The sequence below is a fragment of the Salmonella sp. SJTUF15570 genome (assembly GCF_043357055.1).
In the GTDB taxonomy this organism is placed as follows: Bacteria; Pseudomonadota; Gammaproteobacteria; order Enterobacterales; family Enterobacteriaceae; genus Salmonella; species Salmonella enterica.
Genome location: NZ_JBEUKJ010000013.1, coordinates 33,905 through 55,514, shown reverse-complemented (window position 1 = coordinate 55,514; position 21,610 = coordinate 33,905). Strand labels below are relative to the sequence as shown.

Genomic DNA, 21,610 nt, shown 5'->3' with positions numbered 1-21,610 from the left:
ACACAACAGGCGGGATATCGGCACCCACGCCGATATCCCGACGAGAATGACCCCGTTACGCTTTGATGACGATTAACGGTTCAATATCGCTCTCTTTTTTAATGACTAATGAATCATCGCCGCGCAGGCACGTACCGCCGTAGTTACCGCCCACGGTAAACGTACAGACCTGAATATACTTCCCGGCGACCTTCGGCAGGCACCACAACTGCTGATAGATATTTTTCTGCGTGGCGAACTTGCCGCTGGTTTTATCCAGGAGCTCTTCCTGATGGCTCACCAAATCAATATTACTACCGCAACGTCCGGCAATCGGTTTTACCGCATAGCCGGTCTGCACCAGCTCATCGTTAACGGTAAAATCCGTGTCGAGCAAATAGCGATGATGCGGGAAGAGCGACCACAGGATGGGCAGGATCGCTTTGTTACCCGGGATCACCGTCCACAGCGGTTCAAACACCAACACTTCCGGGCGCAGTAATACATCAATCAGCCGGACTTCATTTTCCGGGTGCCCGGTACGAATAGGCACTGCGGCATACTCCGTCTCGCTGACTTCGCGTATCTGCTCCATCGCCGTTTCCCACGCCCAGGTTTTCCAGACACAATTCACCAGCCGCCCGTCGCCATCGATCAACTGCCCGGCGTCATCCCAGCGCAACTCGCCCAGCCCGCGGAGAATTTTGCTCGCGAAACCAGCCTGATGCAGCGCCTGCTGCATAAACTGCGCGTGATAGTCCTCCTCGATATCATCATCCTGCATGATATGGACGAAAGGACGCGCTTTACTGTGTTTCCAGGCGCCTGCCAGCTCGTTAATTAAGCCCTCTGCCGGGTTATGCCCTTTACCGGTATAGCCCTGCTCAGCCCATTTTTCGAGAATTAATCCCGCTTCGGTATGGCATGATGCGGAATCGGCATTGTATTCATAGACTTTCAGCCCGCGTTCATCCATGCAGAAATCCATACGACCGGTGATCATATGGTGACGACGGCGCTGCCAGGAGAGACGCAGGCGCGGCCAAAGAATTTTGGGGATATCGAATAGCGCCAGCAGATTATCGTCTTTTAAAACTTTGTCCGTGGCGTGCAGGTACATCAAATGCAACTCATTGGTCGCTTTGATAAGCTCCTGTTCAGCGCTCTCGGTGATGGTAAAATACTGGTACGGGTCCTGATTGATAACGTGTCCGTTCGCCTGTACATAGGCTTTTTGTAACGGATCGCGCTCATCCAGCCACGGACCGTCAAACTGACCTTTCTCTGGCAGTCTTGCGCTGCGAATCGCCAGCGACTGATTCGCGATGTCAGGCTGTGACAAACTGTATTGCGTGTCGTCGGTCTGGATCATCCAGCCTAAAATCGTCGTGTCATCAAAGGTGTCGCGCAGGGTGTAACACCCGTTTTCTACGACCATTTCCAGTTCGCGAGTCCACTGCTGCCCTGGCGGCAATGGCGTGTGGATAACGTTTTGCTCAGCAATACGAATTTTGTTATCCAGGAGCTGGGTGATAATCGCAACGTGCCCGGTTTCGTTAAACTCGCCGCCCTTTTGCCAGATGAGCAGCGCCCCGGCCTCCGGCGCGCGCGGCGAACCGTTCGGGAAGGCCTGCAAAGGCAAAATATTGTCATTCACGACCTCGCGCAGAAAACGCAGCGAGAAAATTTCCCAGGCCATGCCGACGTCAGTAAAAACAACGCCATAATTCAGAAAGAGAAAACGGCGGGCAAATTCCACGCACTGCCATTTATGCCCCATGTATTCATCGTCGATGTAGCTACGAAAAGCTGCGTCGTCGTCGTCCCACGGATCGAGGGAATTGTAATCTGAAGAGTAGATCGCTACGCCGCCGGGGGCGTAACCCAATAATGTCCCGAAGGGGGCATCCTGACTGGTGGTTCCTTTGCTCATGCACTTACCTCAAAACAAGACCGCCTGAGCAGCCTGGCGTGATTTCGCTCTGATTGTCTGCTCTGTGACACTAACCGGACAGAGGTCGACATAATCATACACCTCAATAAGGCACACTGAGTCCAGAAGGTTAAAATTTCACTCGGCGGAATGTCCCAATCGGTTAAATGTCAGGTTAGCAAGCTGCTACACTGCTTCAACACCACCACTGTGAAGGCAGGTCAATATGGCAGATAATACTTATCAACCCGCAAAAGTCTGGACGTGGGATAAATCCGGCGGCGGCGCGTTCGCTAACATTAATCGCCCGGTTTCCGGCCCGACGCACGACAAAACGCTGCCCGTCGGCAAACATCCGTTACAGCTTTATTCGCTGGGGACGCCTAACGGCCAGAAAGTGACCATTATGCTGGAAGAACTCCTGGCGCTGGGCGTAACCGGCGCCGAATATGACGCCTGGTTGATTCGCATCGGCGAGGGCGAGCAGTTCTCCAGCGGCTTTGTTGACATCAATCCGAACTCAAAAATTCCGGCGCTGCGCGATCACTCACACAACCCGCCGATTCGGGTTTTTGAGTCGGGCGCAATTCTTGTTTATCTGGCGGATAAGTTTGGCCATTTCCTGCCGCAGGATCTGGCTAAGCGCACAGAAACCCTTAACTGGTTGTTCTGGCTACAGGGCGCGGCGCCGTTCCTCGGCGGCGGTTTCGGTCATTTCTATCATTATGCGCCGGTAAAAATTGAGTACGCCATTAATCGCTTCACCATGGAAGCCAAGCGTTTGCTGGACGTGCTGGATAAGCAATTAGCTCACCACCCGTATGTCGCGGGGGAAGAGTACACTATTGCCGATATGGCCATCTGGCCGTGGTTCGGCAACGTGGTGCTGGGGAATGTCTATGATGCAGCGGAGTTTCTGGATGCCGGAAGTTATCAAAACGTACAACGCTGGGCGAAACAGGTAGCCGAACGTCCGGCGGTAAAGCGGGGGCGCATTGTCAACCGGACCAACGGCCCATTGAACGAACAGCTTCACGAACGCCATGACGCCAGCGACTTCGAAAACCATACCGAAGATAAACGTCAAAGTTAAACCATAATGCCGGATGAGGTAGTAATGTCGTCATCCGGCATGGTATTCCCTGCTGACGATTCGCTTATCAGTTCTGCGAGTGTGTCATATTCGGCGCTTCACTAAACCCATGTTGCATGAGAATCAACCTCGCCCATGCTGACAGTAAAAAGTCGGCAAGCGTTTTTCCCTGCTCGCTCAGGCAGGCAAAGCCATATTCAGCCACGGGATTATAAGGTTCCGGGATATCAACCACTCGCAGCGAATTAACCTGCCGTAGCCTGGGAGCATAGCTGGCATAGCCGATAAAGATATCGGTGTAATCATGATTGATGAGCCATTCCGCCGCCAGCCGGCCCGCCGGTAACGGCAAAGTCTGTCTGCCGCCAACCAGCGCTACCGCGCGTTTTCGGATCGCTTCGCCCTCCTTGCCCATCCGCGAAAAAAGCTGCTGCGTATAATCGCCGGAAGGATCGCAACCTGCTGTTGAGGTGCCGATCCGCAGATCCCGCCGGGTTAATAGCGACAGCCAGTCCTCGCCTTCACGCATCGCCTGAGCCCGCACGCTCAGACACAAACGGTTCGTCGTAAAAGGCGCGACCCGCAGCGCCCGCCCGCTTTCCAGCAGCGCCTGCGGATGCGCCAGGTTCGCCGAAGCAAAAAAGTCGCACGCTTCGCCCGCTTCGATGCGTTCACGTAACAGCCCCGCCGGACCGAAATCACATACCGCATCCGCCTGAAACGCCGCCATTAGCTGCGGCCAGACGACGCGCAAGCTCCCCGCAGCCAGTATTCGCATCACTGTACGCCCTGATAGTCAGTACGGTAAAAACGTTGATACCAGTCGTTAGCGGCCTTTTGCATGTCAATATCGTGGAATTTTTCCGGATAGAGTTTTTTCGCCATCCACAGTTCGCCGATTCCCACCGCCTCCGGCATCGGATATCCCCAGGCTTTGGCATAATCTGGCATCAGGTAAACCCGATGATGCTTCACCGCGTCAATGACCTGCCACTGGGGATTGTGCAGGATCTCATTGACGACCTTTGGATAGCGATTCTGGACAAAGATCACCTGCGGATCCCAGGCGATCACCTGCTCCATTGTCACCTGCTTAAAGCCTTTCACCGAGGATGCCGCTACATTCAGCGCCCCCGCATGGGCCATCATCAGACCGGTATATTTACCGGAACCGTAGGTGGTCAGCTCCGGATTCGCCATATAGGCACGAACTCGCTCATTTTCAGGAACCGACTGCAAACGGTCGCTGACCATCTTGCGACCTTTATCCATCGCCTCAATCAGCGCTTTCGCCTCCTGCGGTTTATTGACGATATCGCCAATCAGCGTTATTCCTTCACGCAGCCCGCGATTATAAGCCTGCTCTTCATCGGCCAGGGTCGGGTTCATTTTAGCCTGCTCGCCAGCAACATCATGGCGCAGCGAAATCGCCACCACCGGAATGCCAAGACGGCTGATCTTGTCGATCATCTCCTGCGGAGCGTAATTCGTGACAAACACCACCTGCGGGCGCAGCGCCACCAGTTTTTCAGGATCAACGTGCGTTAGATCGCCCAGCGAGGCTTTTTGCGCCAGTTCCGGCGCCAGACGCGCATAGCCGTCGCCTAATTGCTGTTTCCAGTTCGCCATGACCCCAACGATTTTGTCAGTGGCATTCATCTGTACAAGGAGATTGAGCGTTTGATGCTGGAGCACCACCACTCTGTCGACGGTGTCGGGAACCGTGACCTGGCGGCCAATTTGATCGGTAAAAGTACGCGCCGCTTGTGACATTAACGGCCAGCAAAAAAGCAACGCCAGCAGAGAGAGCTGGCGCAAAAATTTATTCATAGGTTTCGCCCCACAATCGATATATAAATAATTATACAACGATTATAGAGCGATATAATAGAGGTGATTAAGGGATCACGCGCTGGTGATGTCGTACTCCATGCGGCGCAGCGCATCTAACGTGGCTTTCGCTTCGTCTTCGTCAATGATGCTCATCGCAAAACCAACGTGTACCAATACCCATTGCCCTATCAGATCGGCTGGCTTACCTTCACAAATCAGAGCAATATTGACATCACGTTTGATGCCACACACTTCCACCTGCGCAAGCTGGTGAATATCATCTCCGACGGCCAGCACCTGACCGGGGACGCCAATACACATAATTAACCACCTGAAATAAAATGCGGGTTATTCGACCTCAATACTTTTTACTTTCAACGAATCGCCGGTATCCACCCGCAGGCGATCGCCATGACAATGCGGACATTGCGCGTCATGCCTGAGAATTTCCACCACCTGACTGCAATCCCAGCACCAGGCCTGGGCCGGTCTGTAGTCGATGTGCAATTCGCACCCTTGCGCTAAAGTCCCCTGGCAGGCGATGTCAAAGCTGAAACGAACCGCGCGCTCTTCAACGCACGAAAGCGCGCCTATCTCCAGCCATACGCCGGTGACGCGCGCCACGCCGTGCTGTTCTGCCTGCTGCTGAATAATTTCAACGGCGCTTTGGCAAAGAGACAGCTCATGCATTCTCACAGCTCCGACGGCCAAACAGCAACGCACGCCGGCTTGTCTGCGGCGCATCAGGATTGCTTACCGGCAGGGATAACAGCATCCGCGCGCAGTCATCCGCCAGCCGGACGCCCTCTTCCGGCGACAGGCTACGGGAAAGCGGCGACATCAACGAGCAGGCAAGATATTGCGAAACGCCTTCCAGTTCGCCAACGGTAAAGGTCATCGTGCCATAAGGCAGTTGCAGACCGAGTTTTTCACCGACGGTACGCCCGGGCCAGATCTGGTCCGGGCCAGGGAAGATTAATGCGCTTAACATCCACGGCGTAATTACCGTGCCCGTCCATTGTCCTTCAAACAACGTAAAATCAGAGACATGCACAGGCATAGTCGGATGCAGAAACGAAAGATCGTGCATCGAACGATGGGCTATCTCTTCAAATGCCGCCTGAACCCGGGCGACGGGCGCCGTGTCGAATCCGGAAAACGTTTCAGACATGCGCCGTCTCCTTAGGAATTGCTTCGACGCCGGACTCACGCAGCGCAGCAAGAACCTGCTCAAGCGCAGGTTCAATCATCGCTTCTACGGTTGGCGTTAAGCCGATGTGCGGTTCCAGCGACTGTGGAATAACGCCGACCAGGGTCAGTTTCTTCGGAAACTCGCCGGTAAAGCGGAGGGCCGACAATACGTCGGCCAGTCCAAGCTGATGGGGGGAGATTTTGTTGGTGAACAACGCCGGAACTTCATCGTCGCGCAGTACCATAATGGTTCCCGGCGCGTTCTTTTTCGACACGATGGCGTCGGCAATGATCAAATGATCCCGATTCGCCATATCGCCAAGAAGTTCCATTCCCGCCGTACCACCATCCAGAATCTCAACGAAATCCGGCAGGGTGTATCGTTGCTCTAACGCTTCAACAATACGCACCCCGATGGCTTCATCGGTCAGCAAAATATTGCCGACCCCTAAGACTAATATCCGCATTACAAAACCTTCACCGAGACCACTTCATTGCCATCGGCGTCCACCACGTGTACCGCGCACGCCATGCAAGGGTCGAAGGAGTGGATGGTACGTACCACTTCCAGCGGCTTCGCCGGATCGGCGATCGGCGTACCGACCAGCGACTGTTCGTACGGCCCCACGTCATCGTTGAAGTTACGCGGACCTGAGTTCCAGGTCGATGGCACCACCGCCTGATAGTTACTGATAATACCGTCTTTAATCACCATCCAGTGAGACAGCATACCGCGCGGCGCCTCCAGGAAGCCCACGCCTTTGAACTCGCCCGTCGCCGGAATGTTCGGCTTCACAAACGTGGTGTAATCGCCTTTGCCGATATTTACAATCAGCGCGTTGTATTGATCCTGCAATATGTTTTGCAGTTCACAACAGTGAACGGTACGCCCGATGATACGACCCAGCGTAGAGTGAAGTTGCGCCATTTCCAGCGTTTTGCCGGTCAGCTTCTGATAAAGCGCAATGATTTCATTGAGCTTGGTCTGCGTGGATTCACGACCTGCAGCCAGTTTACACAGCATGTTCGCCAGCGGCCCGACTTCGACGGTTTTGCCGTAGAATGTCGGCGACTTGACCCATGAGTATTTACCGTCATCCGACCAACCGTCGTAAGCCGGGATCGTGGTGCCTTCCCACGGCGCCTGCGGCGCTTCATCTTTATACCAGGCGTGCTTCGCGCTCTCCTGAATACCTTTAATCAGGAATTCGTCGGAGTGAGAGGTGATCGGACGGTATGTCGACAGATCGGCATTGGTAATGTAACCGCCCGGGAACAGGAAACTGCCGTTTTTACCGTCGGTCGGGAATTCCGGCGCGCTCAGGTAGTTCACCGCGCCTTTGCCGCGCTCCAGCCATTCCGGATAGTAGGCCGCGATGACTGCGGTATCCACTTTATACACCTGCTCGACAAAATCGCTCAGCTTATCGATAAACGATTTGATGTACATCAGGCGTTCAAGGTTCAACGTACCGATGCTGTCGAGATTGATCGGGTTCGCCACCCCACCGACCGCCAGGTTCTGGATATGCGGCGATTTACCGCCCAGCAACGCCACCACGCGGTTAGCGTCACGCTGACATTCCAGCGCCTGCAGATAGTGGGCGACCGCAATCAGGTTGACCTCCGGCGGTAACTGCATTGCCGGGTGCCCCCAGTAGCCGTTGGCGAAAATACCTAACTGACCGCTGGCGACAAGATCCTTGATCTTGTTCTGAACTTTCGTGAACTCTTGCGCGCTGTTCAGGTGCCAGCTCGACACACCATCCAGCATCGCGGAGGCTTTTTCCGGATCGGCTTTCAGCGCAGAGGTAATGTCCACCCAGTCCAGCGCAGAGAGCTGGTAGAAATGGACAATGTGGTCATGGGTGGTATGCGCCGCCAGAATAATATTACGGATATACTGCGCGTTGACGGGAACATCAATATTCAGCGCGCTTTCTGCCGCACGAACGGAGGAGATCGCGTGAGTTGTCGTACAAACGCCGCAAATACGCTGCACAATCATCCACGCATCGCGCGGATCGCGGTTCTTCACAATCTCTTCCATACCGCGCCACATGGTGCCGGACGCCCATGCTTTGGATACGACGCCGTTCTCAATTTCGCAGTCAATGCGTAAATGACCCTCAATACGGGTTACCGGATCAATAGTAATTCTCTGGCTCATGCTTTGCTCGCCTCATGACGATTATGATCGTTTTGTTTTAAAGGAGGAAGTATCGGCAGTAGACGAATGAGTACGATGTATGCACAAATCTCAATAGCCACAAAACCAATAGAAATCAACAGCTCTTCCCAGGTTGGGAAGTAGTGGTAGCCGCCACCCGGGTTGAATGCCACCAGCGAATAGGTCAGACGCCACGTCGCGCAGCCCAACAGCGCGCTCAGCGCCGACAGGTACAGCATACGAGAGTCATTACGCAGTTTCGCCACACGCAGCACCACTAACGGGAAGACCATCAGGACGACTTCAATCCAGAACATAGCGGAGTAAAAATCGCCGGCAAACGCATAGGACAGCTTGTCGCGATAAATCAGTTCGCCAAAGCGCAGGACGACGAAAATCGCCAGCAGCACGCTGATGGTATTCGTCAGCTTAACAAACAAATTTTTCTCATCCGGACCGCTTCCTTTCAGGCCAGCCTGAACCAGCGAACCCTCAAATATGACAATAGAGAAGCCCATGATAAACGCGGTCAGAACCGAGAACAGCGGCAGCATTTCATAGCTTTGCCATAGCGGATGCACTTTATAGCCCGCCGAGATCATCAATGACCCCATTGAGGACTGGTGCATCGTCGGCAGCAGCGCGCCCAGCGCGATAATAAAGAACATCACCTTATTCAGACGCTTGAGCGACACTTTCCAGCCCAGACGTTCAAACAGGGCAGGCGCAAACTCCAGCGCCATCACGCCGATGTAGATGGTCATACAGACCGCCGTCTCAAACAGTACCGAGTTCACGTTGAAGTGACCTGGAATGTAGAAGTACGGCAGGTTCCAGTAACGACCGACGTCGATAGTGATCGACAGGCCGCCCAGCGAGTAACCAAACAAGCTTGCCAGCAACGCCGGGCGCACCAACGGATGGTATTGCCCACGGTTAAAGACATACACCGCCCATGCCAACGCCCAACCGCCGCAGGCAAAGCCGGTGCCGATCAACAGGTCAAAGGCAATCCAGACGCCCCACGGGAAACCGCCGTTCAGGTCGGAAACGGAGCCCAACCCGAAGACCAGACGCTTCACGATAAGGAGCATACACAGGACGATTAACGGTCCAAAAATAATGACCGGTTTACTGATGATTTTTCCGCCCAGCGGTTTTGGATCATGACTCATGATCGTCTCCTCCATCGTGATGGTCGTTTTTGCTATTACGACGAACCAGCACGGTTAAGCCCGCCAGCGCAGCCAGGGGTAGTATCATGCCTTTATAAAGCGTGTGTTGAACATGCTCGGAGCGCGCTCCGGTTGAAAGGTCATCCAGCTTCGGCAGATCCAGATCTTCATAAGGAACGCCTGTCAGCACCAGCACCTGAGTACCACCGCCCTCTTTTTCACCGTAGAGGTGTGGGTAGTATTTAGGCACCGTATGCAGATAGGTGTCGTCCGTTTTCAACGTCTGGCGCGGATAGTGATATTCACTGCCTGGTTTGAGGGCCAGACGTTTTTTCGCTTCCGCCATCAGCTCTTCACGAGTACCGAAAATGACGGCCCCTGCCGGACAAACTTCCACACACCCAGGCAAACCGCCTTTATCCAGACGCTCAACGCCTTTCTGGTTACACAGCTCACATTTGTGAAGCGCGCCAAACGGGTTGTTGTAGTCGTACTTAGGTACGTTGTACGGACAGGCGACCATACAGTAACGGCAGCCGGTGCAGACATCTTTGTCATAGTGGACGATGCCGGTTTTCGGATCTTTTTTCAGCGCCGACACCGGGCAAACGGAAACGCAGTTAGGATCGACGCAGTGCATACACTGTTTCTTGATGTAGGCATAGCCGTTCTCTTCCTGATCTTTGTTCACGCCCGTACCGCTACGCCATACCTGAATAATGTTATTGGTATACGGCGACAGCTTGTCGTTGTTCGACCAGGTCTGCTCCCCTTCCGGGTTACGCGCCGGGAAGTTGATATCCTGACACTTTGTGACGCAGGCCTGACAGCCCACGCACAGAGTGGAGTCATACAGCATGCCCAGCGAACCTGGAATCGGCGGACGGTTTTCTGCAGCCGCATGGCTGACAGACGGCGCGGCGCCCAACAGCAATGCTCCACCGGAGGCTGCTTTAATAAAGTCACGTCTGTTCACGGTTATTCTCCCCGTGAGTCAGCGTTATCTTTCTTCTGCTGACGCCCCAGTTCACGTACCGCCATCACGCTGACGCCGGCAACCAGACCGACTACGCCGCCAAGCAGACCGACAGCGCCCGCAGAGATATTGCCGCCTTCTTTCATATTGACGTCAGGTTTCTCTGAACGCGGAGTTTGGTTTTCGACATGAGCAAGCTGGTGAATGCCCTTATGGAAGCCGATACCTTCTTCGTTACAGCCATAGCAAGGATGACCGATCGCCACTGGCCAGACGCCGCCAACGTCACAGAACTGTAACGTAGAACAGTTGCCCCAGGTTTCCGGCCCTTTACAGCCAAGATGGTAGAGACACCAGCCCTGACGGTGGCCTTCGTCGCCAAATTCTTTGGCAAAACGGCCTGCGTCGAAGTGTGGACGACGTTCGCAATGCTCATGAATCAGACGGCCATAGGCAAAGGTTGGACGATTTTTCGCATCCAGCTTCGGCGGCGTGCCGTAAGTGATGATATGCGCGACGGTCGCCAGGAAGTTATGCGGGTTTGGCGGACAACCTGGAATATTGATAACCGTTTTGCCCGGTAAGACTTCCTGCAGACTGACAGCGCCGGTTGGGTTTACGCCAGCCGCAGCAACGCCACCCCATGCCGAGCAGGAACCGATAGCGATAATCGCGGCTGCGCCGTCGGCGGCTTTGCGGATGTGATCCACGATCGGCTCGCCGGCAACCATGCAGTAGATACCGTTATCTTTTAGTGGGATAGAACCATCCACCACCAGAACATATTGCCCTTTATACTTCTCCAGAGCGTTATGTTTGTTTTCTTCGACCTGGTGACCGAATGCGGCGGAAAGCACCTCGTGGTATTCCAGAGAGATGGTCTCCAGAACGAGGTTTTCAACGGTTGGGTGTGTAGCACGAAGCAGTGATTCGGTACAACCGGTACACTCCTGAGCGCCAATCCAGATAACGGGCGGACGCTGTGGATTGGATACCGATTCAGCCATTTCTGCGGCGGCTTTGCTACTGAGCCCCATAGTAGCGGCCAGTGCTGCACAAAGCTTCATGAAATCACGACGGTTAATGCCGTGAGAAGTGATGAGAGTATTATCTCCAGTCATTTTATAGTTATTCCGTTACGAAGACCTGGCTTTTATTTTGCACTGTTCGCGAAGAAGTTATTGCGATCGGTACGCCATTTACCACACTTTTTTTATGGTTATGTGCGCCATAATACTTCGACGGAACAGTAAAACGAAGGGAAGAGGCGATAGTGTAATTAATTAAAGCAAGATAATACCCCTGTTGGATCAACCTTCGAGTCGATAACCGGCCATAAAGAAGCGAACCGCCATCCCGGAATGATTCTCTTTAAAGAAATCCATCACCATTTCTTTATCCAGACCATAGCGACGCGTCAGAATTCCGGCCTCCCACGCGCTAAGTTGACGATCGCCGGTCTTTTCGAACATACGGTGTGTAAAACCCAATACAAAGCCACGTTTATACTCAGAACAGAAATTCACCGCATGATGCGCGCTATATGCATATGGCGCGTGCAACCCAGCCATTAACCCTTTCCCAAAATGATTATTCATCTGACCTCCTTAGTCGCTATATAATAAATTATATAGCGACTAGTTAAATGAAGGCCAGCGCATTACGCGCTTTTTTGCTTCACATCAGAAGGAAACCCATTCATCAGTAGACTGTGCGGGAGTCGACGCCATTCTCTGAACGCCAGGCGCCGCTTTCGCCGTTACGCGTTGTTGCGGCTCACTAGCGGAAAGCCGGAACTGCTGTACGGAGCGTTGCAAATCCTCCGTCTGCCGTTCCAGCGCCGCCGCCGCCGCGGAAACCTGCTCAACCAGCGCGGCGTTTTGTTGCGTAACGCTATCCATTTGCGTGATCGCCACGCCAACCTGAGAAATACCTTTACTCTGTTCTTCGGAGGCGGACGCGATCTGTTTCATAATCGTCGTCACTTCCGTGACGCCGCGCAGGATGGCGTCCATCGTCGCGCCGGTCTCCTGGACCAACTGCGCGCCCTGCGCTACGCGACGTACCGATTCGCCAATTAAAGCTTCAATTTCTTTCGCCGCCCCCGCGCTGCGGCTGGCCAGGTTACGTACCTCACCGGCGACCACCGCGAAGCCGCGTCCCTGCTCGCCCGCTCTGGCCGCTTCTACCGCTGCGTTCAAGGCCAGAATATTGGTCTGGAAAGCAATACTATTAATCACGGTAGTAATTTCGGCGATCTGCTGCGAACTGGCGGAAATACCGTTCATTGTTTCTACCACATCGGAAACCAGTTCACCGCCTTTTCCTGCCGTTAGCGAGGCGGCATCCGCAAGCTGACTCGCCTGGCGAGCGTGTTCGGCGTTCATTTTCACCGTTGCGGTAAGCTGTTCCATGCTGGCGGCCGTCTCTTCCAGCGCAGCGGCCTGTTCTTCCGTTCGGGAAGAGAGATCGTTATTACCGGTAGAAATTTCCGTCGCGCCGCGCCAGATATTGTCGCTTCCGGCGCGGATCGTACTCACGGCTTCGCGTAAACTGTCCTGCATCGCGCGCAGTAGCGGCACCAACCGGCCTACGCAGTTACGCCCCAACGCTTCAATCGGCTGGCTAAGATCGCCCTGCGCGATGCGCTGAAATTGCTGGCGGATGCGCTCCAGCGGTTTCACCATCATTGTAACCAGATAGCGATCGGTAAAAATCAGGATGGCAATGCCCAGAATCACCGCCGTGATAAGCAGGATGCGGATGGTATAGGTTTTACCATCGACCATCACACGTGTGTTATCCAGCATGGCGCCAGCTTCATGACTAAACCGTTCCGCGCTGGCGCCGAACGCGCGACTGAGTGCGGGCGTGACCGTACTGGCATGTTCGCTCCAGGCGGTTAGCGATCCTTGCTGCGCCAGTTGCATTTGAGGAACGACGCCTTTCTCCAGCAAGGCCTGCCAGTTGGACAAGACCTCCCTTGAGATATCAGGGTTCATCGGCCCTGGCGATAGCGCTTTCATCTCCTCCAGCTTCTGACGCATATTCTCGAGCGACTGCCGGGCGGGCGCAAAATCGGGCGTGCCGCCGCCGATTTTTACATCCATCGCGCGGCTAAGGCGGGTAACAAAGCGGAAATATTGATCGTTACCCTGGCTTAGCACCGTCATTTGCCGCACAAGATGCCGGTCAATATCATTTCCTTCCGAAACTTCGGATAAAGCATGGACGCTGTATAACCCCACCCCCGACCAGAGTAGACAAAAAAGTCCCAGTATCGTCAGCATGACCATACGAATAGTAAAGTTTTGCAGCAAACGCATATGAATTTCCTTGCTGAATATAAGAGATTAGTCATCAGACGATGACGCACTCTCGTTATCGGCAAGGCGCGGAGAATATATAATGCATTCTCCATTTTTTTACAGTTATCGCCGTTTACGTACCCGCAGATGTTATATATCTGTGAACGCAGAGAAAATCTTTTAGTCTTATTACTGAGTAAATGAATAGATGTAGTAAAAATATTGCGTAAGGCTGCAGGGAGGCGGTTATCCGCCGTTAAAGAAGCGCTGTTTTACAGCCGGGCTCAGCGTCCTTTGCCCGACTGCCCCGCCGTTGACGGCGGCTCAATGGTTATGCCGCGTCAATCTGTCCAGATAGCCCATCACGAACGCCGACAGGACAAAGGTCAGATGGATGATGACATACCACATTAATTTGTTATCCGGGACGTTTTTCGCATCCATAAACACGCGTAACAGGTGAATGGAAGAGATAGCGACTATCGATGCCGCCACCTTATTTTTTAGCGACGTCGCATCCATTTTCCCCAGCCAGTTCAGCTTCTCCTTGCCCGCAGAGATATCCAGCTGAGAGACAAAGTTTTCATACCCGGAGAACATGACCATTACCAGCAATCCGCCAACCAGCGTCATATCAACCAGCGATAACAGCACCAGAATCAGATCGGCCTCCGCCAGGGCAAAAACGTTCGGCAGAACGTGTAGAATTTCCTGGAAAAATTTTAGCGCTAAAGCGATCAGCGCCAAAGAGAGGCCAAAATACACCGGCGCGAGCAGCCAGCGAGACGCATACATTACATTTTCAAGAAAGCGTTCCATAGGGACCTGTCAGGTAACTAAAACCAGCAACAGTATATCTCAACCATGCAACATCAGATCAACATGTCAGTTAAATCTCATCCGGTTTAACCTGTGGTCGCTGATATTCCGGCCATACCAGCGCGACCAACGCCGGGTAGGCTTCAAGACTGAACTCACGAAAACACTGGCGTAAATTAAGGACGTCCAAATCCGAATACGGCACCTTTTCTCCGTTCAGACAACGCTTCTTTATATTGTCGTAATACTTATAAACGGCAGAGTTAAGGTCGCTGCAACGACGCTGTGCGTCAAATAATCCAGGCGTTTCATTCAACTCAGTCATTGTCATTCGTTTTATCGTTGCATGAAGGAAATCGATATATTCATGGTTAACGCGCCAGTACCATACCGGCGTTATCGAATTCATTAATACTGAGAAATGATCTTCGCCCTCTTCCTTTGTCATGGGTTCAGTTTGATTTAAATTTACGACTTTTCCACCAGGACGTTTTTTATTAACCTCCCACATCAGGAAGAGTATCGCGCCGGTCAGTAATAGCAATATAATAACAGAATAAAAAATACTGTTCATAGCAGGCTCCATTTTTTTTGATTTTAAAATTACGCCATGTTATTGTCAACGAAACCTACACTATTAAAAATAGTATACCACTGATCGTAAAGGATATTTAGTCATGCTTCCTGAGCATCTGGTTTCCTCTCATTTTCGCCTGTCATCGCCGCCCCCTGAAGCCACAGAAAACAGTAAAAATTTGCCTAAGGGAAAGACAAAACTCAGCGATTTCGAGCCCGATATTTTAATTAGCGCTAACGCTGCCGGGCAACACAGAAACGTATTATTTGAAGAACGCGACCGTCATATTAAAGAACGTCTGTATTGTGTGGCTAAAATTGAAACGTTTGCCCGCCTGATAAACGCACTACAGTCAGAAGGCGATATTGATGCCCAAACGCTAAGTAAAATACTGGCGGATAAAACCGCAATGATAAATGAAAAAGGCAATGCCATTTGGCTTAATTTAATCACTCGCGAAACCAATATGCCGCTATTTTATTCACTGGAAGATAAAGATGAAAGAAGTTGAAGACAATAACGTTTATTTGGCTTTAGACAACCATAAAAGTGATGAATTTATCTTAAAGCAAAATCTTGCAGCGCTAATCGCCAGTAAAAATGCCACCCTGGAAAAGGTAACGCAGGAGGTGGTATCCATACCGGCGGCGTTAGTGCGCCTGAAGTGGCAAAACCGACGGGAGATGTATGCGTTACAGGTCAAAGAGGAGATTTATGGCGCGACCATCAATGCCATTATCGAGCAGCATCCTGAATTACGAGACAAAATTATGTCTCGTCTTGAAAGTGACTGGCAGCATCTGCTGGCTCGCGAGACGGCAACCTTACGTCTGATGCGTAAGCTTTCCGATGGCGACTACCGGACGCGCAACGTCACCACCGTCGCACGGCAAGAAAAATAACCTTCATGGCTAGTTAACTCTGTTGTGAATACGGGCGAAGCATAAGGATCGTTCTGATTCTCCCTCTTACGGTAGTAAAAGTGTCTACGCTTAAAGGGTGTTCAACCTGAAGGGAGAAGCTCAATGTCTCATCTATACGACCCTACCACGCAGTATTACACCGGCGAGTATCCTAAGCAAAAACAGCCGGCGCCCGGCGTCCAGGCGAAAATGACGCCTGTTCCTGACTGTGGTGAAAAAAGTTATGTCGGCAGTGGTCGCCTTAAAGATCGTAAGGCGCTGGTGACAGGGGGCGACTCCGGGATTGGGCGCGCTGCCGCTATCGCTTACGCGCGTGAAGGCGCAGATGTCGCGATCAACTATCTGCCAGCGGAAGAAGAGGACGCCCAGCAGGTTAAAGCGCTGATTGAGGAGTGCGGCCGTAAAGCGGTGTTATTGCCAGGCGATCTTAGCGACGAATCTTTCGCCCGTTCGCTGGTCCATAAGGCGCGTGAAGCGCTGGGCGGTCTGGACATTCTGGCGCTGGTGGCCGGTAAACAGACGGCAATCCCGGAGATAAAAGATCTGACCAGCGAGCAATTTCAGCAAACCTTCGCCGTTAACGTTTTTGCCCTGTTCTGGATAACCCAGGAAGCGATTCCGCTGCTGCCAAAAGGCGCCAGTATTATCACGACGTCGTCTATCCAGGCGTATCAGCCCAGTCCGCACCTGCTGGATTATGCGGCAACCAAGGCGGCAATCCTCAATTACAGCCGTGGCCTGGCGAAACAGGTGGCGGAAAAAGGAATCCGTGTGAATATTGTCGCGCCTGGTCCTATCTGGACAGCGCTGCAAATTTCCGGCGGTCAAACCCAGGATAAAATTCCGCAGTTTGGTCAGCAGACGCCAATGAAGCGGGCCGGCCAACCGGCAGAGCTGGCGCCGGTGTATGTCTATCTGGCAAGCCAGGAATCCAGTTACGTTACCGCAGAAGTGCACGGCGTGTGCGGCGGGGAACATTTAGGCTAACGATGAAGTCGATTACGATGGCGCACTTCTGTTAAGCAAGGCGCCATCTTATGCAATAAAAAAGCCGGGTGGCGACTTCGCCTTACCCGGCCTACAGCATCAGCAAAATACTTATTTCGCTTTCGCGGTCTCTTCGCCGACCAGACCAATCTTGAGATAGCCCGCCTGATGCAGCATATCCATCACTTTCATCAGGGTTTCATACTCTACGGTTTTATCCGCGCGGAAGAAAATCGTAGTATCCTTTTTCCCTTCCGTCAGGGCCGTTAGCTCGGCAATCATCGTATCATCCGTCACCGGATCGTTACCGATAAACACGGTGTTATCCGCTTTCACCGACAGATAAACCGGTTTTTCCGGACGCGGCTGTGGCGTACTGGTAGAAGCTGGCAGATTCACCTTGACGTCCACCGTCGCCAGCGGCGCAGCCACCATAAAGATAATCAGCAGAACCAACATGACATCGATAAACGGCGTCACGTTGATTTCATGCATTTCGCCGTTGTCATCCAGGTTCTCGTTAAGACGCATTGCCATGACGCATTACCCTACCCGTAATTTCTGCGCGGCGCGTACCGGCTGCGCACTGGCGCTCGCATTCAGATCAAGATCGCGGCTTTGCAGCAGCAATACCTGCGCCGCCACGTCGCCCAGCGTTGCTTTATAACTGCCTATCTGACGTGCGAAGATGTTGTAAATGACGACCGCCGGGATCGCGGCTACCAGCCCAATCGCCGTCGCCAGCAGCGCTTCCGCAATCCCAGGAGCAACCACCGCCAGGTTGGTGGTCTGCGTTTGCGCAATACCGATGAAGCTATTCATAATGCCCCATACGGTGCCAAACAACCCGACGAAGGGGGAAATGGCGCCGATCGTCGCCAGATAACCGTTGCCTCGTCCCATGTAGCGGCCAACTGCCGCGACGCGACGTTCCAGACGGAAGCCGGTACGTTCTTTAATCCCTTCGTTATCTTCGCTGCCCTGAGAGAGTTCCAGTTCATTCTGCGCTTCATTGATGAGTTGTGCGCTGAGGCTTTTTGCGCTGAAACCTGCCGCAATGTCGGAAGCCTGATCTAAGGAGCGCGCATCGGCTAATTGCAATTGTTCGCGCTTTAAGCGGCGCTTTTGCGTGAAAAATTCAACGCTTTTACTGAAGAAGATAGCCCAGGTGACGACTGACGCCAGAATCAAACCAATCATCACGCACTTCACGACAATATCGGCGTGCTGATACATGCCCCAGACGGAAAGATCCGTCTGCATCAAATTATTACCCACTCTGTATCTCCAGGACGCAAATCACAAAATCTGAGCATAATAATATCAAAACAACGTCGAATTGATAGTCGTTCTCATTACTATTTACATACTGCCGCACCTTTACTGCTTTTTCTTTGCGCTTACGCATTAAAAAAGCCACCTGTTTTTATTTTGGCAAAATTTTCATCTGTATCACACGTCGCCAGGGTGCAGATGGTTATATTCATGCTAGTTTAGACATCCAGACGGTTAAAATCAGGAAACGCAACATGACGGATAAACAGTTGGATACCAAACTGGTAAACGCAGGACGCAGCAAAAAATACACGCTTGGCTCAGTGAATAGTGTGATTCAACGCGCTTCTTCACTGGTGTTTGACACCGTCGAGGCCAAAAAACACGCTACCCGCAATCGCGCCAACGGCGAATTATTTTACGGACGCCGGGGAACGCTGACCCACTTTTCGCTCCAGGAAGCCATGTGTGAACTGGAAGGCGGCGCCGGATGCGCGCTCTTCCCGTGCGGCGCGGCGGCGGTCGCCAACACCATTCTGGCATTCGTTGAGCAGGGCGACCACATCCTGATGACCAACACAGCCTATGAACCCAGCCAGGATTTCTGCAGCAAAATTCTCGGCAAACTGGGCGTGACGACAAGCTGGTTCGACCCGCTCATCGGCGCTGATATCACGCAACATATTCAGCCGAACACGAAAGTCGTTTTTCTGGAATCCCCCGGTTCTATTACCATGGAAGTACATGATATTCCGACCATTGTCAGTGCGGTCAGACGCGTCGTGCCAGAAGCCGTCATCATGATTGATAATACCTGGGCGGCTGGCGTTCTGTTCAAAGCTCTGGAGTTCGATATTGATATCTCTATCCAGGCGGGCACTAAATATCTGATTGGTCATTCTGATGCGATGGTCGGGACTGCCGTTGCAAATGCGCGCTGCTGGGAACAATTGCGGGAAAACGCCTATCTGATGGGGCAAATGCTCGACGCCGACACGGCTTATATGACCAGCCGCGGGCTGCGCACGCTCGGCGTCCGACTGCGCCAACATCAAGAAAGCAGCCTCAAAATCGCCGCGTGGCTGGCGAACCATCCTCAGGTCGCGCGCGTTAATCATCCGGCCCTGCCGGGTAGCAAAGGTCATGCGTTCTGGAAACGAGACTTTACAGGCAGCAGCGGCCTGTTCTCCTTTGTGCTCAATAAAAAGCTGACCGAGGCAGAATTATCAGCCTATCTGGATAACTTTTCGCTGTTCAGTATGGCCTACTCCTGGGGAGGCTACGAATCGCTGATTATTGCTAATCAGCCGGAACAGATCGCCGCGATTCGTCCCGCAGGCGGCGTAGATTTTACCGGTACGCTGGTTCGGGTGCATATTGGTTTAGAGAGTGTTGATGATTTGATCGCTGATTTAGCCGCCGGCTTCGCCAGAATTGTGTAAAGTTGCCGGGGATGGACATATATGCAGACAATTTCCGTGGAAAAGTCTGCGTTTGTTGCGTCCGGGATCAAGGCATCCCGGACGATTCAGGAGTACAATAGGCGAATAAAAGCATAAATGCTGTTCCACAGGAAAGTTCATGGCTGTCATTCAAGATATTATCGCTGCGCTCTGGCAACATGATTTTGCCGCGCTGGCGAATCCACACGTTGTTAGCGTCGTCTACTTTGTCATGTTCGCCACGCTATTTTTAGAAAACGGTCTGCTGCCAGCATCATTCTTACCTGGCGATAGTCTGCTGCTACTGGCAGGCGCGTTGATCGCCCAGGATGTGATGCATTTTTTGCCGACGATTGGCATTCTCACCACCGCGGCCAGTCTCGGCTGCTGGCTAAGTTATATCCAGGGACGCTGGCTCGGTAATACGCGTACCGTCAAAGGCTGGCTGGCGCAGCTTCCGGCAAAATATCATCAGCGCGCCACCTGCATGTTTGACCGCCACGGTTTGTTAGCGTTGCTTGCCGGGCGCTTTCTGGCGTTTGTCCGCACTCTGCTGCCAACAATGGCGGGTATTTCCGGCCTGTCCAACCGCCGGTTTCAGTTTTTTAACTGGTTAAGCGGCCTGCTGTGGGTGACTGTCGTGACCAGCTTCGGCTACGCGCTCAGTATGATCCCGTTTGTTAAGCGCCATGAAGACCAGGTAATGACATTTTTAATGATCCTTCCCGTCGCGCTACTGGTCGCCGGACTGTTAGGTACGCTGGTCGTGGTGATTAAAAAGAAATACTGTAACGCCTGACGTATCCATAATCGGCCAGGATGGCCCGGTTACGCTTCGTTGACCCGTGGCGGGATGCCCCACTTAGCTCCCTTGCATTGTCCGCATTCTTGCCGCATCTTCGCCCGGCGTAACGCCAAAATAACGTTTAAACTCCCGGCTAAACTGCGATGCGCTCTCATAGCCGACCCGCATCGCCGCGGCGCTGGCCTTCATACCGTCGTGAATCATCATCATTCGCGCTTTATGCAGTCGGTAGCTTTTTAAATACTGCAACGGCGAGGTGCTGGTGACCGCCTTAAAATTATGGTGAAACGCCGACACGCTCATGTTCGCTTCTGCCGCCAGTTGCTCAACATTCAGGTTCTCGGTGTATTTCATTTCGATCTGTTTAAGTACGCGACTGATCAGGCTAAAGTGCGTCTGGCGACTAACCAGTGCAAGCAGCGCCCCGCCGCGCGGCCCCATCAGCACATGATAAAGAATTTCGCGAATAATTTGTTTTCCCAGAATCCGCGCATCCAGCGGGCGCTCCATCACATCCAGTAATCTTTCCACCGCGCATAAAATCTCGTCCGACAGCGTGGCGGAGTTAATCCCACTGGCCGCCATCGGCAACTGGAAACGCTCATCTTCGCCAATGTCCATGAGCAACTCTTGCAGTTGCAGCACATCAATGTCGAGCCGAATACCGGCCAGCGGTACCTCCGGCGTTGCCCAGGTCTCGCATTCAAAAGGGAGCGGCACGGTCAGTAAGAGATATTCATTAGCGTCATAACGAAACTTGCGCTTGTTAATATAGCCAATTTTATGGCCGGAAAAGAGAAATATGATGCCAGGCTGATACATGACCGGCGTGCGCGGCCCCGGTTCAACACCATACAACAGACGAATGCCCGCCAGCCGCTCGCTGATTATTTTATCATTATTTTTTAAATGATTAATTTTATCCGCCAACTGTAAGCAAATTGCTTCACGATTCATAACGCGCCATTTTTTCATCAAATCCACTCCGCTGGATTGTGCGCATTTTTAGCGATTTTCTCCAGCATTCTGGAGAAATAGGCAAAACATTGGCAGAAATGTGCATTGAGAGACATCCCTCACAAGACCACAATGATGACCATCAGGCAGACAGCCGCCTGCCCTCT

The 21,610-nt window shown here is 52.7% G+C and carries 24 protein-coding genes; 6 read left to right on the top strand and 18 right to left on the bottom strand.

From position 1 onward, the window contains the following. Positions 1 to 55: 55 nt before the first annotated feature. Entirely contained in the window at positions 56 to 1,912 is a 1,857-nt protein-coding gene (gene gss, locus ABVN44_RS20650) for a bifunctional glutathionylspermidine amidase/synthase (protein WP_017466052.1), read from the bottom strand. A gap of 226 nt (positions 1,913 to 2,138) precedes the next feature. On the opposite strand from gss, the gene yghU reads away from it, so the two are divergent. Next, positions 2,139 to 3,005: a glutathione-dependent disulfide-bond oxidoreductase gene (yghU, locus tag ABVN44_RS20645; RefSeq protein ID WP_023232625.1), complete on the top strand. Its 867-nt coding sequence runs from the start codon at positions 2,139 to 2,141 to the stop codon at positions 3,003 to 3,005. Positions 3,006 to 3,072: 67 nt separating this feature from the next. Here yghU and ABVN44_RS20640 read toward each other — a convergent pair whose 3' ends face one another. The 14 genes from ABVN44_RS20640 to ABVN44_RS20575 all read right to left on the bottom strand — a co-directional run bounded on the left by ABVN44_RS20640 (position 3,073) and on the right by ABVN44_RS20575 (position 15,051). Then, positions 3,073 to 3,783, bottom strand: coding sequence for a molybdate ABC transporter substrate-binding protein (locus tag ABVN44_RS20640; protein WP_023232624.1), 711 nt, complete (start codon positions 3,781 to 3,783; stop codon positions 3,073 to 3,075). Then, entirely contained in the window at positions 3,783 to 4,835 is a 1,053-nt protein-coding gene (locus tag ABVN44_RS20635; RefSeq protein ID WP_001630770.1) for an ABC transporter substrate-binding protein, read from the bottom strand. Before ABVN44_RS20635 ends, ABVN44_RS20640 begins: the two co-directional genes overlap by 1 nt. 75 nt (positions 4,836 to 4,910) lie before the next feature. After that, complete coding sequence (hybG, locus tag ABVN44_RS20630; protein ID WP_000334887.1) at positions 4,911 to 5,159, bottom strand: hydrogenase maturation factor HybG; 249 nt, start codon at positions 5,157 to 5,159, stop codon at positions 4,911 to 4,913. 27 nt (positions 5,160 to 5,186) lie between these two features. Then, the gene (gene hypA / locus ABVN44_RS20625) at positions 5,187 to 5,528 is read right to left on the bottom strand and encodes a hydrogenase maturation nickel metallochaperone HypA (RefSeq protein WP_000544945.1); all 342 of its coding nucleotides are present in this window, start codon (positions 5,526 to 5,528) and stop codon (positions 5,187 to 5,189) included. After that, entirely contained in the window at positions 5,521 to 6,009 is a 489-nt protein-coding gene (hybE, locus tag ABVN44_RS20620) for a hydrogenase-2 assembly chaperone (RefSeq protein WP_000004951.1), read from the bottom strand. Before hybE ends, hypA begins: the two co-directional genes overlap by 8 nt. Continuing rightward, positions 6,002 to 6,496, bottom strand: a complete 495-nt coding sequence (locus tag ABVN44_RS20615) for a HyaD/HybD family hydrogenase maturation endopeptidase (protein WP_001221960.1) — start codon at positions 6,494 to 6,496, stop codon at positions 6,002 to 6,004. The genes hybE and ABVN44_RS20615 overlap by 8 nt, the downstream gene beginning before the upstream one ends. Further along, the gene (gene hybC / locus ABVN44_RS20610) at positions 6,496 to 8,199 is read right to left on the bottom strand and encodes a hydrogenase 2 large subunit (RefSeq protein ID WP_000083044.1); all 1,704 of its coding nucleotides are present in this window, start codon (positions 8,197 to 8,199) and stop codon (positions 6,496 to 6,498) included. Before hybC ends, ABVN44_RS20615 begins: the two co-directional genes overlap by 1 nt. Next, a complete protein-coding gene (gene hybB, locus ABVN44_RS20605) occupies positions 8,196 to 9,374 on the bottom strand; it encodes a Ni/Fe-hydrogenase cytochrome b subunit (RefSeq protein ID WP_023232623.1) in 1,179 nt (392 codons plus the stop codon). The genes hybC and hybB overlap by 4 nt, the downstream gene beginning before the upstream one ends. Next, positions 9,364 to 10,350 carry a hydrogenase 2 operon protein HybA gene (gene hybA, locus ABVN44_RS20600; RefSeq protein WP_001081721.1) on the bottom strand — a complete coding sequence of 329 codons (987 nt, stop codon included), beginning with the start codon at positions 10,348 to 10,350 and terminating at the stop codon, positions 9,364 to 9,366. The genes hybB and hybA overlap by 11 nt, the downstream gene beginning before the upstream one ends. Before the next feature lie 2 nt (positions 10,351 to 10,352). Further along, the gene (gene hybO / locus ABVN44_RS20595) at positions 10,353 to 11,471 is read right to left on the bottom strand and encodes a hydrogenase 2 small subunit (RefSeq protein WP_000145429.1); all 1,119 of its coding nucleotides are present in this window, start codon (positions 11,469 to 11,471) and stop codon (positions 10,353 to 10,355) included. A 189-nt stretch (positions 11,472 to 11,660) separates the two neighbouring features. Continuing rightward, on the bottom strand, positions 11,661 to 11,948 hold the full coding sequence (locus tag ABVN44_RS20590; RefSeq protein WP_001059119.1) for a DUF2623 family protein: 288 nt from the start codon (positions 11,946 to 11,948) through the stop codon (positions 11,661 to 11,663). A gap of 84 nt (positions 11,949 to 12,032) precedes the next feature. Further along, on the bottom strand, positions 12,033 to 13,676 hold the full coding sequence (locus tag ABVN44_RS20585; RefSeq protein WP_023232622.1) for a methyl-accepting chemotaxis protein: 1,644 nt from the start codon (positions 13,674 to 13,676) through the stop codon (positions 12,033 to 12,035). A gap of 306 nt (positions 13,677 to 13,982) precedes the next feature. Beyond that, on the bottom strand, positions 13,983 to 14,477 hold the full coding sequence (locus ABVN44_RS20580) for a TIGR00645 family protein (protein WP_000439335.1): 495 nt from the start codon (positions 14,475 to 14,477) through the stop codon (positions 13,983 to 13,985). Between the two features lie 70 nt (positions 14,478 to 14,547). After that, positions 14,548 to 15,051: an ESA_00282 family adhesion-associated protein gene (locus ABVN44_RS20575; RefSeq protein WP_001534190.1), complete on the bottom strand. Its 504-nt coding sequence runs from the start codon at positions 15,049 to 15,051 to the stop codon at positions 14,548 to 14,550. A gap of 103 nt (positions 15,052 to 15,154) precedes the next feature. Between ABVN44_RS20575 and ABVN44_RS20570 the strand changes: the two genes are divergently transcribed. From ABVN44_RS20570 to ABVN44_RS20560, 3 genes are all read left to right on the top strand, one after another. Next, positions 15,155 to 15,565, top strand: coding sequence for a hypothetical protein (locus ABVN44_RS20570; RefSeq protein ID WP_023232620.1), 411 nt, complete (start codon positions 15,155 to 15,157; stop codon positions 15,563 to 15,565). Continuing rightward, the gene (locus ABVN44_RS20565; protein ID WP_000665656.1) at positions 15,552 to 15,956 is read left to right on the top strand and encodes a hypothetical protein; all 405 of its coding nucleotides are present in this window, start codon (positions 15,552 to 15,554) and stop codon (positions 15,954 to 15,956) included. The genes ABVN44_RS20570 and ABVN44_RS20565 overlap by 14 nt, the downstream gene beginning before the upstream one ends. Positions 15,957 to 16,079: 123 nt before the next feature. After that, positions 16,080 to 16,964, top strand: coding sequence for an SDR family oxidoreductase (locus tag ABVN44_RS20560; protein WP_000019032.1), 885 nt, complete (start codon positions 16,080 to 16,082; stop codon positions 16,962 to 16,964). Between the two features lie 111 nt (positions 16,965 to 17,075). On the opposite strand, the gene exbD is transcribed toward ABVN44_RS20560, so the two are convergent. After that, complete coding sequence (gene exbD, locus ABVN44_RS20555; RefSeq protein WP_023232619.1) at positions 17,076 to 17,501, bottom strand: TonB system transport protein ExbD; 426 nt, start codon at positions 17,499 to 17,501, stop codon at positions 17,076 to 17,078. Positions 17,502 to 17,507: 6 nt separating this feature from the next. After that, on the bottom strand, positions 17,508 to 18,242 hold the full coding sequence (gene exbB / locus ABVN44_RS20550; RefSeq protein WP_000527859.1) for a tol-pal system-associated acyl-CoA thioesterase: 735 nt from the start codon (positions 18,240 to 18,242) through the stop codon (positions 17,508 to 17,510). Positions 18,243 to 18,493: 251 nt separating this feature from the next. On the opposite strand from exbB, the gene metC reads away from it, so the two are divergent. Together metC and yghB are read left to right on the top strand one after the other, a co-directional pair. Continuing rightward, positions 18,494 to 19,681, top strand: coding sequence for a cystathionine beta-lyase (metC, locus tag ABVN44_RS20545; RefSeq protein ID WP_023232618.1), 1,188 nt, complete (start codon positions 18,494 to 18,496; stop codon positions 19,679 to 19,681). Between the two features lie 139 nt (positions 19,682 to 19,820). After that, positions 19,821 to 20,480: a DedA family general envelope maintenance protein YghB gene (yghB, locus tag ABVN44_RS20540; protein WP_000268444.1), complete on the top strand. Its 660-nt coding sequence runs from the start codon at positions 19,821 to 19,823 to the stop codon at positions 20,478 to 20,480. 63 nt (positions 20,481 to 20,543) lie between these two features. Here yghB and ABVN44_RS20535 read toward each other — a convergent pair whose 3' ends face one another. Next, the gene (locus ABVN44_RS20535) at positions 20,544 to 21,443 is read right to left on the bottom strand and encodes an AraC family transcriptional regulator (RefSeq protein ID WP_001078198.1); all 900 of its coding nucleotides are present in this window, start codon (positions 21,441 to 21,443) and stop codon (positions 20,544 to 20,546) included. Positions 21,444 to 21,610 lie beyond the last annotated feature (167 nt).

Bases quoted from the DNA above. Each gene is read 5' to 3' on its own strand.
- gss (WP_017466052.1), bottom strand. From the start codon at position 1,912: ATGAGCAAAGGAACCACCAGTCAGGATGCCCCCTTCGGGACATTATTG.
- yghU (WP_023232625.1), top strand. From the start codon at position 2,139: ATGGCAGATAATACTTATCAACCCGCAAAAGTCTGGACGTGGGATAAA.
- ABVN44_RS20640 (WP_023232624.1), bottom strand. From the start codon at position 3,783: ATGCGAATACTGGCTGCGGGGAGCTTGCGCGTCGTCTGGCCGCAGCTA.
- ABVN44_RS20635 (WP_001630770.1), bottom strand. From the start codon at position 4,835: ATGAATAAATTTTTGCGCCAGCTCTCTCTGCTGGCGTTGCTTTTTTGC.
- hybG (WP_000334887.1), bottom strand. From the start codon at position 5,159: ATGTGTATTGGCGTCCCCGGTCAGGTGCTGGCCGTCGGAGATGATATT.
- hypA (WP_000544945.1), bottom strand. From the start codon at position 5,528: ATGCATGAGCTGTCTCTTTGCCAAAGCGCCGTTGAAATTATTCAGCAG.
- hybE (WP_000004951.1), bottom strand. From the start codon at position 6,009: ATGTCTGAAACGTTTTCCGGATTCGACACGGCGCCCGTCGCCCGGGTT.
- ABVN44_RS20615 (WP_001221960.1), bottom strand. From the start codon at position 6,496: ATGCGGATATTAGTCTTAGGGGTCGGCAATATTTTGCTGACCGATGAA.
- hybC (WP_000083044.1), bottom strand. From the start codon at position 8,199: ATGAGCCAGAGAATTACTATTGATCCGGTAACCCGTATTGAGGGTCAT.
- hybB (WP_023232623.1), bottom strand. From the start codon at position 9,374: ATGAGTCATGATCCAAAACCGCTGGGCGGAAAAATCATCAGTAAACCG.
- hybO (WP_000145429.1), bottom strand. From the start codon at position 11,471: ATGACTGGAGATAATACTCTCATCACTTCTCACGGCATTAACCGTCGT.
- ABVN44_RS20590 (WP_001059119.1), bottom strand. From the start codon at position 11,948: ATGAATAATCATTTTGGGAAAGGGTTAATGGCTGGGTTGCACGCGCCA.
- ABVN44_RS20585 (WP_023232622.1), bottom strand. From the start codon at position 13,676: ATGCGTTTGCTGCAAAACTTTACTATTCGTATGGTCATGCTGACGATA.
- ABVN44_RS20580 (WP_000439335.1), bottom strand. From the start codon at position 14,477: ATGGAACGCTTTCTTGAAAATGTAATGTATGCGTCTCGCTGGCTGCTC.
- ABVN44_RS20575 (WP_001534190.1), bottom strand. From the start codon at position 15,051: ATGAACAGTATTTTTTATTCTGTTATTATATTGCTATTACTGACCGGC.
- ABVN44_RS20570 (WP_023232620.1), top strand. From the start codon at position 15,155: ATGCTTCCTGAGCATCTGGTTTCCTCTCATTTTCGCCTGTCATCGCCG.
- ABVN44_RS20565 (WP_000665656.1), top strand. From the start codon at position 15,552: ATGAAAGAAGTTGAAGACAATAACGTTTATTTGGCTTTAGACAACCAT.
- ABVN44_RS20560 (WP_000019032.1), top strand. From the start codon at position 16,080: ATGTCTCATCTATACGACCCTACCACGCAGTATTACACCGGCGAGTAT.
- exbD (WP_023232619.1), bottom strand. From the start codon at position 17,501: ATGGCAATGCGTCTTAACGAGAACCTGGATGACAACGGCGAAATGCAT.
- metC (WP_023232618.1), top strand. From the start codon at position 18,494: ATGACGGATAAACAGTTGGATACCAAACTGGTAAACGCAGGACGCAGC.
- yghB (WP_000268444.1), top strand. From the start codon at position 19,821: ATGGCTGTCATTCAAGATATTATCGCTGCGCTCTGGCAACATGATTTT.
- ABVN44_RS20535 (WP_001078198.1), bottom strand. From the start codon at position 21,443: ATGAATCGTGAAGCAATTTGCTTACAGTTGGCGGATAAAATTAATCAT.